12 protein-coding genes and 1 tRNA gene are annotated in these 16356 nt (G+C 71.7%); 6 read left to right on the forward strand and 7 right to left on the reverse strand.

The features are described from left to right. Positions 1 to 50 precede the first annotated feature (50 nt). Both P8S73_RS04730 and P8S73_RS04735 read right to left on the reverse strand, forming a co-directional pair. A complete protein-coding gene (locus tag P8S73_RS04730; protein ID WP_135009714.1) occupies positions 51 to 2201 on the reverse strand; it encodes a DEAD/DEAH box helicase in 2151 nt (716 codons plus the stop codon). 156 nt (positions 2202 to 2357) lie between these two features. Next, a complete protein-coding gene (locus P8S73_RS04735; RefSeq protein ID WP_019309694.1) occupies positions 2358 to 4088 on the reverse strand; it encodes a DUF2079 domain-containing protein in 1731 nt (576 codons plus the stop codon). A gap of 385 nt (positions 4089 to 4473) precedes the next feature. On the opposite strand from P8S73_RS04735, the gene P8S73_RS04740 reads away from it, so the two are divergent. Beyond that, on the forward strand, positions 4474 to 5469 hold the full coding sequence (locus P8S73_RS04740; RefSeq protein ID WP_029603158.1) for a DNA-3-methyladenine glycosylase: 996 nt from the start codon (positions 4474 to 4476) through the stop codon (positions 5467 to 5469). 259 nt (positions 5470 to 5728) lie between these two features. Continuing rightward, positions 5729 to 6442 carry a VIT family protein gene (locus P8S73_RS04745; protein ID WP_019309696.1) on the forward strand — a complete coding sequence of 238 codons (714 nt, stop codon included), beginning with the start codon at positions 5729 to 5731 and terminating at the stop codon, positions 6440 to 6442. Between the two features lie 143 nt (positions 6443 to 6585). Here P8S73_RS04745 and P8S73_RS04750 read toward each other — a convergent pair whose 3' ends face one another. Next, positions 6586 to 6987 carry a co-chaperone YbbN gene (locus P8S73_RS04750; RefSeq protein WP_029603159.1) on the reverse strand — a complete coding sequence of 134 codons (402 nt, stop codon included), beginning with the start codon at positions 6985 to 6987 and terminating at the stop codon, positions 6586 to 6588. 274 nt (positions 6988 to 7261) lie between these two features. Then, positions 7262 to 7343 (reverse strand) — tRNA-Tyr (locus tag P8S73_RS04755). 384 nt (positions 7344 to 7727) lie between these two features. Between P8S73_RS04755 and P8S73_RS04760 the strand changes: the two genes are divergently transcribed. Both P8S73_RS04760 and P8S73_RS04765 read left to right on the forward strand, forming a co-directional pair. Beyond that, entirely contained in the window at positions 7728 to 8609 is an 882-nt protein-coding gene (locus P8S73_RS04760) for a patatin-like phospholipase family protein (protein WP_019309698.1), read from the forward strand. 55 nt (positions 8610 to 8664) lie between these two features. After that, a complete protein-coding gene (locus P8S73_RS04765) occupies positions 8665 to 9156 on the forward strand; it encodes a YajQ family cyclic di-GMP-binding protein (protein ID WP_019309699.1) in 492 nt (163 codons plus the stop codon). 179 nt (positions 9157 to 9335) lie between these two features. Here P8S73_RS04765 and htpX read toward each other — a convergent pair whose 3' ends face one another. After that, positions 9336 to 10232 (reverse strand): zinc metalloprotease HtpX, encoded by an 897-nt coding sequence (gene htpX, locus P8S73_RS04770; RefSeq protein ID WP_124109482.1) that lies wholly within the window; start codon positions 10230 to 10232, stop codon positions 9336 to 9338. A 148-nt stretch (positions 10233 to 10380) separates the two neighbouring features. After that, complete coding sequence (locus P8S73_RS04775) at positions 10381 to 12072, reverse strand: sigma-70 family RNA polymerase sigma factor (RefSeq protein WP_124109483.1); 1692 nt, start codon at positions 12070 to 12072, stop codon at positions 10381 to 10383. Between the two features lie 531 nt (positions 12073 to 12603). On the opposite strand from P8S73_RS04775, the gene P8S73_RS04780 reads away from it, so the two are divergent. Next, positions 12604 to 13077: a Fur family transcriptional regulator gene (locus P8S73_RS04780; RefSeq protein WP_047978434.1), complete on the forward strand. Its 474-nt coding sequence runs from the start codon at positions 12604 to 12606 to the stop codon at positions 13075 to 13077. Positions 13078 to 13124: 47 nt separating this feature from the next. Further along, the gene (locus tag P8S73_RS04785; protein ID WP_124109484.1) at positions 13125 to 14648 is read left to right on the forward strand and encodes a catalase; all 1524 of its coding nucleotides are present in this window, start codon (positions 13125 to 13127) and stop codon (positions 14646 to 14648) included. Between the two features lie 90 nt (positions 14649 to 14738). On the opposite strand, the gene P8S73_RS04790 is transcribed toward P8S73_RS04785, so the two are convergent. Then, positions 14739 to 16106, reverse strand: a complete 1368-nt coding sequence (locus tag P8S73_RS04790; protein ID WP_124109485.1) for an SseB family protein — start codon at positions 16104 to 16106, stop codon at positions 14739 to 14741. Positions 16107 to 16356 lie beyond the last annotated feature (250 nt).

Below are 16356 nucleotides of genomic sequence, written 5' to 3' on the forward strand. Positions count from 1 at the left end.
CTCCGAGAATCCGCCGGGGTGTGAGAGGCCGCGCGTCAGTGGTGGTCGGATCAGCGTCCGGAGTAGCCGCCGTTGGTGCGGCCGTAGCTCTTCTTGCGGGGGCGGTCCTGGTAGGAGGAGCCACTGCCGCGGGGACGCCCGCCACCGCGGTCGTCCCGGTAACCACCGCGGTCGTCCCGGTAACCACCGCGGTCGTCGCGGTAGCCGCCACGGTCACCACGGTCATCCCGGTAGCCGCCTCCGCGGTCGTCCCGGTAGCCTCCACGGTCGTCCCGGTACCCGCCGCGGTCGCCACGGTCGTTGCGGGGTCCGCGGTCACGGTCCCCGCCGCGGAACCGGTTGCCGCCACCACTGCGGGCACCACCCGGTCCGCGGTCCTCCTGGATGCGGATGGGCGCGCCGTTGATCTGAGTGTTGGAGAGCTTGTCGAGCGTGCCCGCGGGCAGGTTCTCGGGCAGGCCGACCAGGGTGAAGGTGGGGCGGATGTCGATCGCACCGATCTGCGAGCCGTTGAGTCCGCCCTCGTGCGTGAGCGCACCCACCACGGCACCGGGGACCACGCGGTCGCGGTGGCCCACGGCCAGCTTGTAGGTCTTCATGCCAGCCTCGTCACCCGGGGAGCGCCGGTTGCGGGGGCCGTCCCCGTCCTTGCGCTCGCGGTCGCGCTTGCGCTGCGGCACCTCGGGGAGGTCCTCCACGAGGAAGGGGCGGCCGTTCTGCGCGATCACGGCCAGGGCCGCGGCGATCTCCACGGCGTCCACGTCGTGCTCGGCCTCGTAGCGCTCGACCATCTCGCGGAACAGCCCGAGGTCCTCGGACTCGATGGTCTCCTCGATCTGCTGCGCGAAGTTGTCCTTGCGGGTCTGGTTGACCTCGTCCGTGGTGGGCACGCGCATCTGCTCCACGGGCTGACGGGTGGCCTTCTCGATGGCGCGCAGCAGGTACTTCTCGCGCGGCGTCATGAAGAGGATGGCCTCGCCCTTGCGCCCGGCACGGCCGGTGCGCCCGATGCGGTGCACGTAGGACTCGGTGTCGTGGGGGATGTCGTAGTTGACCACCAGGGAGATCCGCTCGACGTCCAGGCCGCGCGCGGCCACGTCCGTGGCCACGAGGATGTCGATCTTGCCGTCGCGCAGGGAGTCCACGGTGCGCTCGCGCAGGTTCTGCGGGATGTCGCCGTTGATCGCGGCGGCGGTGTAGCCGCGGGCCTTGAGCTTGTCCGCGATCTCCTCCGTGGCGGCCTTGGTGCGCACGAAGACGATGACGCCGTCGTAGTCCTCGACCTCGAGCACGCGGGTCATGGCGTCCAGCTTGTGGGGGCCCATGACCTGCATGTAGCGCTGGCGGGTGTTGGTGCCCGTGGTGGTCTTGGCCTTGACCGTGATCTCCTTGGGGTCCCGCAGGTACTGCTGCGCGATCCGGCGGATTGCCTTGGGCATGGTCGCGGAGAACAGCGCGACCTGCTTCTCCTCCGGGGTCTGGGCCAGGATCTTCTCCACGTCCTCGGAGAAGCCCATGCGCAGCATCTCGTCGGCCTCGTCCAGCACCACGTACGCGATGTCGTCGAGCTTCAGCGAGCCCTTGGAGAGGTGGTCGATCACGCGACCGGGCGTGCCCACGACCACCTGCGCGCCGCGCTTGAGCCCGGCCAGCTGCGGGCCGTAGGAGGAGCCGCCGTACACGGGCAGGACGGTGAAGTCCTCCAGGTGCGTGGCGTAAGAGCCGAACGCCTCGGCCACCTGCAGCGCGAGCTCACGGGTGGGGGCCAGCACGAGCACGCGGGTGCTGCGCTGCGGACCGTGCAGGTCGGAGAGCTCCGCGAGCTTGGACAGCGCGGGCACCGCGAACGCGGCGGTCTTGCCGGTGCCGGTCTGGGCCAGGCCCACGACGTCCCGGCCGCTGAGCAGTGCGGGGATGGTGGCGGCCTGGATGGGCGAGGGGTACTCGTAGCCCACCTCGTCCAGGGCCGCCAGCACACGCCCGTCCACGCCGAGCTCGGCGAACGTGGGCAGCTGGGGCTCCTCGGTGGGCGCCTGCGCCGCCTGGGCGGCGGGGCTGTCGACGCCGCCCGGCTCGGTGGCGGGCGTTGCGTCCTGGGCCGCGGCGGCGTCGTCGGCGACGACCTCGGTCTCCCCGGGCGCGCTTGCGGGGGCGACGGTCTGGGCGGTCGTGTGGTCTTCGGGGGTGGATTCAGTGGGCACGGAAGAACCTCGCTTGGGTGGAATGGAGTGACTGACACCGGTGCGAGCGGAACCTCCGCTGAAGTCCTGGACCGACATGCCGGAGCGGCGAAACGGTGGATTGAGGACATGAGACCGGGATGATGACACTCCAGCCTACCGCACGGCGTCCCCGGATCAGCCCTCCAGGCGGGCCACCACGATGTTCTGCTCGTCACTCACCACGGTGTACCGGGCGCCGTAGACCTGGCCCGCGTACGCCGCCACGTCCTCCGGGGGTGTGCTCCCCCAGGTCTCGCTGGAGCGGTCCAGGACCACGTACTGGGGGTCGGGATCCTGCCCGTTGCCTATCCAGTGCACGTCCGCGCGGCTCACGAGGGCGTTCATGAGGGAGAGGTCCGTGGCCACGCTCGCGCCGGCGGGGATCTCGGCCACCGCCGTGGTCTTCGCGTCCGCGCGGGGGTCGGGCCGCCACGCCTCGGGAGAGGCCAGCCGCGCGAGCGGCAGCTGCGTCCCGACCGCGAGCGCGACGAGCAGGGCGCACCACGGGGCAGCCGCGGCCACGGCCCACAGCGCGGTGGCCTCCGCCCGGCCCCGGCGTTGCGACCGTGCGGCCCGCGAGACCAGGCGCTGCTGCGCCCGCACGGAGTCCCCGCGCAGCCGGACCACGGCGTCCACGAGCGACACGAACACCACGGGCATCAGGACCGCGCTGTAGTGCCACCCCGCGCCCCAGTAGCCGTCGTTCGGCGAGAGCATGCGCCACGCCAGGGTGGGCAGCGCCACGAGCGCAATGGGCGAGCGCACCGCCACCACCGCACCCGCGAGCAGCAGCAGCACCCAGGTGCCGAGCTTCTGCGCGGGCACCACCTGCAGGATCACCGCGCTCGCGGGGTCCCGCAGCAGGCCCGCCAGGTCCAGCTTGTCCGCGTACGCGAACTCGCCCGCGGGGTTCAGCGCGGGCAGCACCACGCCCACCGCGAGCGCCGACACCAGCACACCCCACACCACGAGCGCCGCTCCACCCACCACGGCCGGGTCCCGCAGCGACATCCGCGCCCCGCTCCCCCGCTCCCGGCGCACCGGGGACGACGCCGCCCGGTCCGGTTCGTGTCGTGCCCCCACCAGGTCACGACGGGAAGCCGCAACCTCCCAGCTCGGCCCACCCCCGTCCGCTGAGGTGGTGGGCGCCGTCGGGCGGGAGGGCCGCGCGCAGAAGGCGTCCCAGCGGCGTCGTAGTCCGGGGAGCCGGTGCCGCACCGCAGGGCGTGCGGCGTGACCGAGCATGAGCGCTCCCACGGCGGCCACTGTGAACCCCAGGTCCTCCTTGACCAGCGCCACCGGCGCGCACCACAGGGTGGCGGCGAGCCAGCGACGCTCGCGCAGGGCCCAGAGACCCGTGGCGAGCAGGGGCACGGCGAGCGCGATCTCGTGGAACTGCACCGCCACCGCGTTCTGCAGGCCGAAGCTCAGCGCGTACGCCACACCGATGGCGGCTGCGGGAGCCGGGTGCATCGCCCGCGCGGCGCAGCGCGTGATGACGGCTGCGGACGCCCCGAACAGGACGTTCTGAACAATCATGGGGGTCAGCGCGGAGGGGAACAGCGCGTACACGGGGGTCAGGACGATCAGCAGCGGGTGGAAGTGGTCCCCCAGCAGGTTGAAGCCGTCCCCCTTGATATCCACCACGGGCCCCTCGCCTGCCGCGTAGGAGGACAGCAGCTGCGTGAAGATCGCGTTGTCCCACGAGGGCACGTCCCAGCGGATCCACTGGCTCCAGGACAGCGCGCAGTACAGGGCCGTGGCCAGGGAGCCCACCAGAACGGGGAGCAGCCACGCCCAGTGGGCGCCCCGCGTGCCGCGAACGGGCGGTGCTACCGCCGGGACTGCGGGATTCTGGCGGTCCAACGGTCCTCCGTCCGGGGGTCGAGGGCGCCGGCCCGTGGGGGACGGGACAGGCGGGGCCATGGCACGGCCGGCCCGCCGTCGCTGGGCCGAGCCGAGTGGAACGGGGCCGTGCTCTCAGCGCGCGGCCCCGGACGAGCGCCATCGGCCGGGAACGGCGGTTGTCGGCGCCTGCCACGCAGACTACCGGCAGCCGGAGCGCCGCTCGGTGAACGCAGTCGCCGTGACGACCGGGCCGTGCCGGACTCGTGCCGCGTCTGCGACGTGATCGGCGGAACCGGTGGGGAGACCGCGGCCAGACGTCGGCCCGGCGCGGACGCCGGAGGCAGTCTTCTCCCGGAGAGCGGGACCGCGCACGGTGTCGGAACCCGGTGGCATCATCGCCCCCATGACCACGGAGGTGACCACGCGCGGCGCGGGGACGGAACACGCGCCCGCCCGGTGGCGCTGGACCCCGCGGGGACCGCTCCACCTGGGGCAGACGCTGCGCGTGCTCGGTCGCGGTGCGGAGGATCCCACGTGCCGGGTCCTCGGCGAGGACTGCGTGTGGATCACCACCCGGTGGAACCGTCTGCCCGTGAGCGCGCGCTTCACCCGGCCCGCCGGTGCGACCGGAACGAATCCCCTGGACCGCGACGTCCTGGTGGAGGCCTGGGGTCCCGGTGGCGAGGGGTGGCTGTCCACCGCTCCCCGCTGGGTGGGCCACGAGGACTCGTGGGAGGACTTCGACTCCTCGGCCGCGTTCTCCGAGCTGCCGCATGCACTGGTCCGGGCCCGGCACGAGCACCCCGGCCTGCGGCTCCCGTCCGCCGGGAACCTGCTGGAGCGGGCCGTGGTGGCGATCCTCGAGCAGCGGGTGACCGCGATCGAGGCCGTCCGTGCGTACCGGGCGCTGCTGCGCTGGAACGCCGAGTCCGCCCCCGGGCCCGCTCCGCACGGAATGCGTGTTCCGCCCACACCGGAGCAGTGGCGGCGCACACCGTCCTGGCAGTGGCACCGCGCCGGGGTGGATCCGGCGCGCTCGGCCACCGTCATGCGCACGGTGCACCGGGCCGCCGCACTCGAACGCCTCGCCCTGGATCCCGATCCTGCGCGGGTGCGCACGGCGCTGCAGAGCATCCAGGGGATCGGTCCGTGGACGGCCGCGGAGATCACGCAGTGCACCCACGGGGACCCTGACGGGGTGAGCGTCTACGACTACCACCTGGCGAACTACGTGTGCTGGTTCTTCGACCGCGCACCGGGCTCGGACCAGCGGATGCTCGAGCTTCTGGAACCCTGGCGTGGCCACCGCCAGCGCGTGGTGCGGCTCATCAAGGCCAGCGGCCACCGCAAGCCGTCGTTCGGGCCGCGGTTGAGTCCGCAGGACCACCGGCACCACTGAACCGCGGGAACGGCGGGAACCGGAGTCATGCGAGGCGGCACCGGCGCTGCGAGCGCCCTGGGGCGACTGGTGCGACGGGAACCACCGGCAGGTCTGACAGGGAGGACGCCTTCCACGCGGGTGACCGTGCGTGGTCACGGCACGACGGCACCCGTGCCGCCCCTGCCGGGGGACAGCCGGCACCGCACGCCGTGGCACGCCGTTGAGGTATGCCTGGCCTGCGTAGAAGTTCCCCCGAATCCGGAGCACACTTGCTGGCATGTCACAGCACACCATGGCAGAACCCCATGCCGAGAAGTCCGGGGACCGACTCAACAAGCTCCGCGCCGCCGTCCTGGGCGCCAACGACGGCATCGTGTCCGTGGCCGCCACCGTGGTGGGCGTGGCCGGCGCCACCGCGGCCACCGGCCCCATCCTGATCGCGGGCTCGGCGGCCGTGATCGGCGGCGCCCTGTCCATGGCGCTGGGCGAGTACGTCTCCGTGTCCAGCCAGAAGGACTCCGAGGAAGCACTCATCGAGAAGGAGAAGTGGGAGCTCCAGGAGATGCCGGAAGCGGAGCTCGAGGAGCTCGCGGAGCTCTACCGGGAGCGGGGCCTGAGCGAGGCCACCGCCAAGCAGGTGGCGATCGAGCTCTCGGAGAAGGACGTCCTGCGGGCACACCTGGATGCGGAGCTGGGCATCGACCCGGATGACATCGTGAACCCGTGGTCCGCCGCGATCTCCTCCGCCCTGGCGTTCTTCCTGGGGTCGCTGCTGCCGATGCTCGCGATCCTGCTTCCGCCGCCGGAGCTGCGGATCCCCATCACGTTCGCCGCGGTCCTCGTGGCGCTGGGCCTCACGGGCACGCTGGGCGCCCGGCTCGGCAAGACACCGCACGTGGCGCGCGCCGCCGTCCGCGTGGTCGTGGGTGGCGCCCTCGCCCTGGGTGCCACGTTCCTGATCGGCTCCCTGCTGGGGGTCTCGGCGGCCTGACACGCCGCGCTGCACGACGCCGCCCGGGCCCGCAGCGCCCCGGCGCACGACGAGGGCGGTTCCCCGTGCTGGGGAACCGCCCTCGCCGTGTCTGTGCCCCGCGTCCGCGGGGCCGGATCCGCGCAGTGCTGCGCGGGCCAGGATCAGTTCTGCGGAGCCTCGGGCTCGGCCGCGGACTCAGCCTGTGCCGCCTGCTTCTCGACCTCTGCCCGGACCTCGTTCATGTCGAGGTTCTTGACGGCCGTGATGACCTCCTCCAGCGAGGAGGCGGGGAGCGCTCCCGGCTGGGAGAACACGAGGATGCCCTCGCGGAACGCCATGAGGGTGGGGATGGAGGAGATCTGGGCGGCGGCGGCCAGGCCCTGCTCGGCCTCGGTGTCCACCTTGCCGAACACGATCTCCGGGTTCTTCTCGGAGGCGGACTCGTAGGTGGGTGCGAACTGCTTGCAGGGGCCGCACCAGTCTGCCCACCAGTCCAGCAACACGATGTCGTTGTCGGAAATGGTCTGGCCCAGAGTGTCCTGGGTGATGTCAACGGTAGCCATGGTCTCCACCATAGGAGCCGCCCCCGAGGGTCTCCAGACCGTTCACTGGTGGCACAAGGAACGCCTCCCGGGCGTGTTGCAGGGGCACGCACCTGACCCTGGCGGCTCGTGCGGCAGACGCGGCGGTGCGCACCACCGGTGGCGCGGCCCACCCGAGCTCACGGCCCCACCCACCACCCGCCGATACTCCTGGAACGCCCCCGGCACGACGAAGGGGCTCCCCGGATCCAGTGATCCGGGAAGCCCCTTCGTGATGTCCAGGACATGTCCTCGGTGGCAGGTGAGGGATTCGAACCCCCGTAGGCATTGCCAGCTGATTTACAGTCAGCCCCCTTTGGCCGCTCGGGTAACCTGCCGAGACGCCCTGCGCACGCGGCGATACCGCGCGGCGAAGCACCTCAACAGTACACGGGGAGCGGTGCGGGCCCAAAATCGCGGGTGGTGGCCCCGTCGGCGCACCGTGCCCGGTTCCCGGTCAGCCTCCCGGCCAGAGCGAGCGGCTGCCGCGCACCGGATGCGGCCACGGATGCCCGCCCGGCGGACGCCGCGCGAACCACGCCCACGAAGGGCGCCACGGGAGGACCCGCCGCCGAGTAGCACGGGCACCACCCAGATGCCAGGGACCCAAACGGTTGACCACAACTGATCAGCAGCCTGATCATGGACGAGCAGACAACCACACCCGGGCCCGACCCCCTCCAGAGGAGGGTGACGGACCCGGGACAGGAAGGCGAAACACCATGAACACCACAACCTCCCCCTCTCGTGCCATCGTCCTGGGCGGCGGCGGCTCCGCCGGCATCGCGTGGGAGAGCGGACTGCTCGCCGGACTGCTGGAGGCCGGAGCGGATCTGGGAGCGGCAGACCTCGTGGTCGGCACCTCCGCGGGCTCCGCGGTGGCCGTGCAGCTGCGCGCCGGCGGTCTCCAGCTCGACGCCCTGCGCGCCGAGATGGGCCCCGGTGCCAGCAGCGGGCGGTCCACTCCCGACGACGCCGCACCGGCCTTCGACGCCGAACAGTTCATACAGCTGATGGGCGAGGCCGCGCAGCGCGCCACCACGCCCGAGGCGGGACGCGCGACGATCGGGGCCCGGGCGGCGTCGGCCACCCCCGCGATGACCGAGGAGGCGTGGCTCGCGCGCATCGGGGGCATGCTGCCCGAGCAGTGGCCGGCGGGGCGCCTCGCGCTGACCGCGGTGGATGCCGGCACCGGGGAGTTCGTGGTGTTCAACGCGGACAGCGGTGTGCCGCTCGAGCGGGCCGTGGCCGCGAGCTGCGCCGTTCCCACGGTCTTCCCGCTCGTGCACGCGGGGGACCGCGCCCTCATGGACGGAGGCATGCGCTCGGCCACCAACGCGGACCTGGCCGCTGGCTTCGACCGGGTGCTCGTGGTCTCGTGCAACCCCGAGCCGCCCACGAGCCCGTTCGGCCCCACCCTCGACGAGTCCCTGCGGTTGATCGAGGAGACCGGTGCCGCTCTGCACGTCACGGCGGACGAGGCCAGCCACCGGGCGTTCGGGATGAATCCGCTGGATCCGGCGCGTCGGATACCCTCGTTCGAGGCCGGTCTCGCGCAGGCGCGTCAGCTCGCGGACCGGGTCACAGAGTTCTGGAACGCGTGAGCACACGGCCTCGCGCGCTCCGCCGATCGCACCGGAACAGCCGAGGAGCAAGAGCATGGCATCAGAGTCGTCGTTCGACGTGGTCAGCAAGGTGGACAAGCAGGAAGTGGCGAACGCCCTGAACCAGGCGCAGAAGGAAGTGGCCCAGCGCTACGACTTCCGCGGTGTGGGCGCGGACATCGACTTCTCGGGCGAGAAGCTCCTCATCAAGGCCAACTCCGAGGAGCGTGCCCAGGCGGTGCTGGACGTGTTCCAGTCCAAGCTGGTCAAGCGCGGGATCTCCCTGAAGTCCCTGGACGCGGGTGACCCGTACGCCTCCGGCAAGGAGTACCGGATCGAGGCCTCCATCAAGGAGGGCATTGCCCAGGACCAGGCCAAGAAGATCACCAAGCTCATCCGGGACGAGGGTCCCAAGGGCGTCAAGGCCACCATCCAGGGCGACGAGCTGCGCGTCTCGTCCAAGTCCCGCGACGACCTGCAGGACATCATCTCCCTGCTCAAGGGCTCGGACCTCGAGGTCGACCTGCAGTTCGTGAACTACCGCTGAGCTCACGCGTTAGGGGCCGGGACGGATTCCTCCGTCCCGGCCCCTCGTGCGTTCCGGGCAGCGGTGCTCACCGGCATCTCCGCTCCCCTGGGCGGGCCCTGTCCGACGCCGCCTGGTTCGGTGCGCGCCGTCCGCCGGTTCACGACGACGCCGCCGCACCGCCCCCGGGGCGCGCCGGCTCAGCGTCCGCCCGGGCGCCCGCCGTTGCGGGCCATGTTCTCGAGCCGCGCCACGCGGTCGTCCGTGGCCGGGTGGGTGCGGAAGAGCCCGGTGACCGAGCCGCCGCGGAACGGGTTCGCGATCATCAGGTGGGACGTGTTGACCACCTTCTGGTCGGCCGGGTTCATGGGCCGCTGCGAGGCCCCGCCCTCGATCTTGCGCAGTGCGGAGGCGAGCGCCAGGGGGTCCCCGGTGAGCTTGGAACCGTCCTCGTCCGCGTCGTACTCGCGGGTCCGGGAGATGGCCAGCTGGATCACGGTGGCGGCCAGCGGTGCCAGGAACGCCATGAGCAGACCCACCAGGGGATTGCCGCGGTTGTCGCCGCCGCGCCCGCCGAAGATGGCGGCGAACTGGAGCATCTGGGCCGCGGACGTGATCAGACCGGCCACCGCGGCCGCCACCGACGAGGTCAGGATGTCCCGGTTGTAGACGTGCATCAGCTCGTGGCCCAGCACGCCGCGCAGCTCGCGCTCGTCCAGCAGCTGCAGAATGCCCTCCGTGCAGCACACGGCGGCGTTCTCGGGGTTGCGGCCCGTGGCAAAGGCGTTGGGGCTCATGGTCGGGGCGATGTACAGCCGGGGCATGGGCTGCCCCGCCTTCTGGGACAGCTCGTGCACGATCCGGTACATGGCCGGGGCCTGCTGCGGAGTCACAGGCACTGCGCGCATGGAGCGGATCGCGAGCTTGTCGGAGTTCCAGTAGCTCACGGCGGTGCCGATCAGACCCATGACCGCGAAGACCATGATGAACACGGAGTTGCGGGTGGCCCCGGAGATGGCCCAGCCGATTCCCAGCAGGACCGCCCACATCCCGCCCAGGAGCAGGACGGTTTTCAGGCCGTTGAAGTGACGGTGCATCAGGTGGTTCTCCTCAGTGTCGGGGGTCTCTGGATCATGAGGCCGTGGATGGTGGAGCTGCGGATCGCGGCCGGATCGGGGGTCTGGGGGATCAGGGGTCTGCGGGATCGGGAGTCTGTCCGGTGGTTCAGCTTCTCGTGGGGCCGGGTCAGTAGGTGACCCACGGGAAGCAGATCCACTCGCCGTTCAGTCCCAGCACCCAGTCGCACTGGTCAGTGGGTGAGGGGGACGGTGTGGCCGGCGGGGCCGTGTCCCCGGCGGACGGTGTGGGGTCCGCGGTCGCCTCGGGACTGGGGCTGGGGCTGGGATCCACGGTTCCCTGGGAACCCTCGGGCGTGGGCTCGCTCGTGGGGTCGATCATCGGCAGGCTGCGCACGGGGCCGGGCAGTGCGGGCTCCTGACCGGGCAGGAAGGGGGCAGGGGCCACCGGGCTCTCGGGACGCGGCGCCGCCGCCTCTGGAGCGCCGGGCTCGGCAGCCGTTCCAGGCTGCGGATCGTCCTGCGCCTCGCCCTCGGGCTCCACGGCTCCCGCCGGTCCGGAAGCCCCCACCGGCCCCGGGGCGCCCTGGGAGGGCTCGTCCGCCGCGGTGCCGGCGGAGCCGGTCGCGGCGGGGGGACGGGCGCTGCGACCGGCATCCTCCGACACCGAGGCACTCGCGGCCACCGGGTCAGCCTCCTGGGAGGTGCTCGTCCAGGCCAACAGACCCACCGCCGACGCCGCGAGCACGAGGGCCGATCCCACCGCGACGACGAGCCCCGTGCCGGAGCCCACGAACGCGGCCACACCTCCCCCGGCGCCCGTGGCGCCACCCGTGGAACCGCTCGCCGCCACCGTTGCCGGGGCTGCCGTGGATCCACCGACCGCACCGAGCTCCGCCGCGACGGGTGCGACCGCTCCGGAAGCCGCGGCGGCGGCGTCGTGCGAGCCGAACTGCGCGGTACCGTCCGAGGGGGCGCCGAGCTGAGTGGCCGCACCCGAGAACGCTCCGAGCAGGGGAAGCGCGCCCAGTGAGTCCGCGAGGCGGCTTCCCGCGCCGCTCCACAGCGGCAGCGCGGCGAGCACGGGAAGCACCCAGGCCCGCATCCCCAGTCCCAGGTCCTGCAGCTGCAGGTACTCGGCGGTGCAGCGGCAGCACTGGTCCAGGTGCTGCTGGACGGCGCGCGTGCGCGCGGGCGTCAAGGAGCCCCGGGTGAAGGCGCCCAGCTGCGATGAGTACTGGTGGCAGTCCTCGAGTGCCTGTGCGGAGACGTGCTCCTGCACGTACGCGGCGCGCAGTCCTTCACGGGCACGCTTGCCCAGCGCGGACACGGCGTTCGGCTGCACGCCCACCACCGGAGCCACCTGACGGGGCCGGCGCTGCTCCACCTCGAGGTACCACAGCACCTCCTGCCACCGCTCGGGGAGGGAGGCGAAGGCCCGGGCCACCACGGCGGCATCCACCTGGCGCACCACGGAGTCGTCGAAGAGCTCCACACGGTCCAGCGGTCCGTCCGGCTTCGGGTCCTCCGGACGCGTGCGGGTGAGGTCGTTGGCGCGGTCCGCGGCCAGCCGCGACACCGCCGTGACCACGTAGGCCCGGAGGAACTCGCGCGGACCCTTCCCCTCTCGAAGGAGCGCCAGCACCCGCGTGAAGGCCTCGGAGACCAGGTCCTGGGCGTCGGCGTCGTTGCGGGAGTGCATGCGGGCGACGGCCAGTGCGGCCCCGCGGTGGCGTTCGTAGAGCTCGCCGAAGGCCGCGGTGTCCCCCTCGCGCACGGCACGGAGCAGCTGCTCGTCGCTCGCGGGGCCGGTGGCCTGGGCCGAGGGACGTCCGGAATCCGGGTCTGCTCTGTGGGGCATGATTCTCTCTGACGACGCGCGGTGGGATCCCCACCATTGTGACAGCCGCCGCTGGGAAGCGTCAGACCGTCGCCTGCATGACAGGTGGGCTCCATGCGGTGCCGCGGTCGGGGGCGGGACCAGCCCCCCGCCGGTCCCGCCCCCGTCTCCTAGCACCGCTCTCTTTCCCCCGGTGCCGGGCAGCCCACCCGGCGAAGAGACGCTCTCGCCCGCCGCGTGCCACGTAATGCGTCCCCGTACTGACCGTGGCACCGGCTCGTCGGTCCCAGAGCGATCGGACCGTCCGGAATCCGGCACAGCCCGCACCGGATTCACTGTGTAGACACCCGGTTCCACGGATCGTGACGCGAGAACCCGAAAAAATTTTTCCGGCCCTCACTGGGGGCGCCGTACGCCTCCCCCGAGTCCGCACTGCCCGCGCTTCGTCGGCCTGCGCACAGGGGTGGCGCATCCCCGCCGTGGCGCGGCGGGCCACGGGTAAGGGTGCACTAACTATTGTGAATAGCTCAGAATAAGGTTAGAGTCATGCCCATGGAGACCACCGCCGAGATCGCACCGCATCCCTCACGGGACGCGTGGACCTCGCATCTGCGCTCGCACGGGCGCAGGGTCACCAAGCAGCGTCTCGCGGTGCTCGACGCCGTGGACGCCGTGCCGCACGCCACCGCGGAGGAGACGGTCAGGCAGGTCCGTTCGGTCCTGCCGAACATGTCCGTCCAGTCCGTGTACGTGGTCCTCGCGGACCTCGCGGCCATCGGCATGGTGTCCAAGTTCGAACCGCCCGGTTCCCCGGCGCGGTACGAGATCCGCACCGGGGACAACCACCACCACGCGTACTGCATCCGCTGCGGAGTCATCCGCGACGTGCCGTGCGCCGTGGGGCACGCGCCGTGCCTCACGCCCTCGCAGGACCACGGCTTCGAGCTGCTGTCCGCCGAGGTGGTGTACCGGGGCATCTGCCCGCAGTGCCAGCAGGCTGCTGCGGCGGCGGACCGCGAGGCGTAGCACGTCACCACTTCCCGTCGGATCCCATCCATCACCCAGGAGGAATCATGTCTGACACCACTCCCCACGAACGCGGACTGCGCAAGACCGGTTCGTTCACCACCACCCAGGAGGGCCTGCCGGTCCCCACGAACGCTGACGCCCACTCGCTGAGCGTCGGCGCGGACGGCCCGATCGTCCTGCACGATTCCTACCTCGTCGAGAAGCTCGCCGCGTTCGACCGCGAGCGCGTGCCGGAGCGCGTGGTGCACGCCAAGGGCGCCGGTGCCTTCGGTGAGCTCGAGGTCACCGAGGACGTGTCCCAGTACACCAAGGCCGCCGTGTTCCAGAAGGGCACCAAGACCCCCATGCTGGCGCGCTTCTCCACCGTGGCCGGCGAGCAGGGCTCCCCGGACACCTGGCGCGACCCCCGCGGTTTCGCGCTGAAGTTCTACACCACCGAGGGCAACCTGGACATCGTGGGCAACAACACCCCGATCTTCTTCGTGCGCGACGGCATCAAGTTCCCGGACTTCATCCACTCGCAGAAGCGCCTTCCCGGCTCGGGCATGCGTGACAACACCATGCAGTGGGACTTCTGGACCCAGTCCCCGGAGTCCGCCCACCAGGTGACCTACCTCATGGGCCCCCGCGGCATCCCGAAGACCTACCGCCACATGAACGGCTACGGCTCCCACACCTACCAGTGGAGCAACGAGGCCGGCGAGCGCTTCTGGATCAAGTACCACTTCATCTCCGACCAGGGCACCGAGGGCCTGACCGGCCCGGAGGCCGAGGAGATCGCGGGCAAGGACGCGGATGCGCACCGCCGCGACCTCTACGACTCGATCGAGAAGGGCGACTTCCCGTCCTGGACCATGTACGTGCAGGTCATGCCGTACGAGGACGCCAAGACGTACCGCTTCAACCCGTTCGACGTCACCAAGACGATCTCCAAGAAGGACTACCCGCGCATCAAGGTGGGCAAGTTCACGCTGAACCAGAACCCGCTGAACTACTTCGCGCAGATCGAGCAGGCGGCGTTCTCCCCCGGCAACACCGTGCCCGGTGTGGAGATCTCCCCGGACAAGATGCTGATGACCCGCGTGTTCTCCTACCCGGACACGCACCGTCACCGCATCGGCGCGAACTTCGCGGACCTTCCCGTGAACTTCCCGTACCGCTCGGAGCAGAACTCGTACTCGCACGACGGCCCCATGCGGTACACGTTCAAGCACCCGAACCAGCCGGTGTACGCGCCCAACACCCAGGGCGGCCCCGTGGCCGGTGCCGGTTCCGCCGTGGCGGACAACATGCGCTGGGAGTCCGACGGCGACCTGCTGCGCACCGCCGCCACCCTGCACTCCGAGGACGACGACTTCGGCCAGGCCGGCACCCTCTACCGTGAGGTCTTCTCCGACGAGGAGAAGGCGGAGACGGTGGAGAACATCGCCGGTCACGTGGGTGACGTGATGGACGAGACCATCAAGGAGGCCGCGTTCCAGTACTGGGAGAAGGTCGATCCCGAGCTGGGCCGCCGTGTCCGCGAGGCCGAGGCCCGCAACTCCGGTTCGGACGCCTACGGCATCTGATCCGTCCCGGTGACCCGGCGCCGCGTCGCCGGTGACCCACAGGCCCCGTTCCCGCTCCGGCGGGGACGGGGCCTGTTGCGTGTCCGGGTTCTACTCGGTGTCCTGGGCCCCGGCGCGCTCCTCCTCGCGCTGCGTGACGAGCTCGAGCATCTCCTTCAGCTGCTCGGTGGGCAGGGTGGCCACGGGCGCCATGGCGTTGAGGCACACGGCCGCGGCACCGCAGTCCACGGCGAACTGCAGAATCTGGCGGGCGGGTGCGGAACGCACCGTCAGGGCGGGGTCCAGCGCGGCGACCTCCGCTGCGGAGGTGAAGACCAGGAGGGTGTCGGGTGCCGCGCCCGCCTGCTCGGGCTGCACCATCACGGGCACGGCGTCCTCGCCGTGGTCCCGGGTGCCGAGCATCAGGTGGGCGTCGGGGTTGAACAGCGCGCCCAGCACGTTGGCCATGTTGCCGCTGATCAGGGCCTGCTTGAGGGGATCGTTGTGCGGGGAGCTGCCCACCCACTCCACCTGCTGCCGGGAGATCCGGGTGGCGTGAGCGGAGGCCGGGTCCACCACGATCTCGTCGTACTGCCCGTCCTGGACCACCATCTGCACCATGGCGCTGGCCCGCTGGCGCAGCAGCACCGGTTCCTGCAGCTCCTGGTTCCGGTTGCTGCGCGTGAACATCTCGCGCGCCTGGTCCGCGCTGGTGTAGACGGCCAGCGCCCGGGAGCCGTCCGGCTGGTTCACGGTCTGCACGCGGATGTGGGAGTCCGGGCCGATGGGCTGACCGTCCTCCCCCGGGACCATGTCGGACCCGGAGACGTCCAGCAGCACCGTGCCCGCCAGCGCCTCCCGCAGCACTCCCGCGAGCGACCGGTCCCCCGGTGCCTCCGCGTGCGCCTGCGCCGCCGCCCGCAGCCGGGGGTGCACGTCCCCGTGGCTCTCGTCCTCCCCTGGATCGGCGAACGGGAGACTGAGACCCGCGGCGTCCGCGAGCTCCACGGCCCACAGCGGCACGTGCTCCTGGGTGCGGGGGAACTGCGTGAGCTGGGTGAGGACGTCCTGGGCGGTGTAGGAGCCCTCCTGCGCGTACGTGGCGGGCATCTGCCCGAAGTCGTAGGTCGCGTTCGTGCGCAGGGTGGGTTCGGGCCAGCCCTGCGCGGCGATCATGAGGGACATGGTGAGCCAGCTGCCGCGCCCGGCCACCCAGCAGCTGCGCTGCAGCTCCGAGAGCAGCTCCAGCACGGGGCTCTGCTCCTTGATGGGCCCAGCGGCGCCGGGGATCACGGCGCCCTCCCGGTTCTCGATGACCCGCAGGTGCACGCGCCCACCCTGCGGCTTGAACTCCACGAGCATGGAGTCCCAGCCCGGATCGGTGCGCAGCACGGACATCACCCACTCGCCCACCTGGGCCACGAGCTCGCGCTCGGTGCGGGTCGGAGGGGTCGGGCCGGACTCGGGTGCGGAGCTCATGTTCTCGTCAGTGTCCCTTCGGCCGGGTGTCCCCGGGCCAGTCTCGTCACGGGCGTGCGCGGAGCTCCCGGTCGGTGGTCCGGGCCGCGTGGCCCCCAGCCTAGCCAACGTGCGCGGCGTCACCCCGGCGGCGTCGTGTGCCGCGTCCCCCGGTGCGTCCGGGCGGCGCGTCCCCGTGCCCCCCGAGCCCCGGCCCACAGGTGGCCCCGCCGCACGACGACGCCGCCGCGCCCGGCGCGCGCCCCGCCCG

The sequence above is a fragment of the Kocuria sp. ChxB genome (genome assembly GCF_044359605.1).
GTDB lineage: Bacteria > Actinomycetota > Actinomycetes > Actinomycetales > Micrococcaceae > Kocuria > Kocuria rhizophila.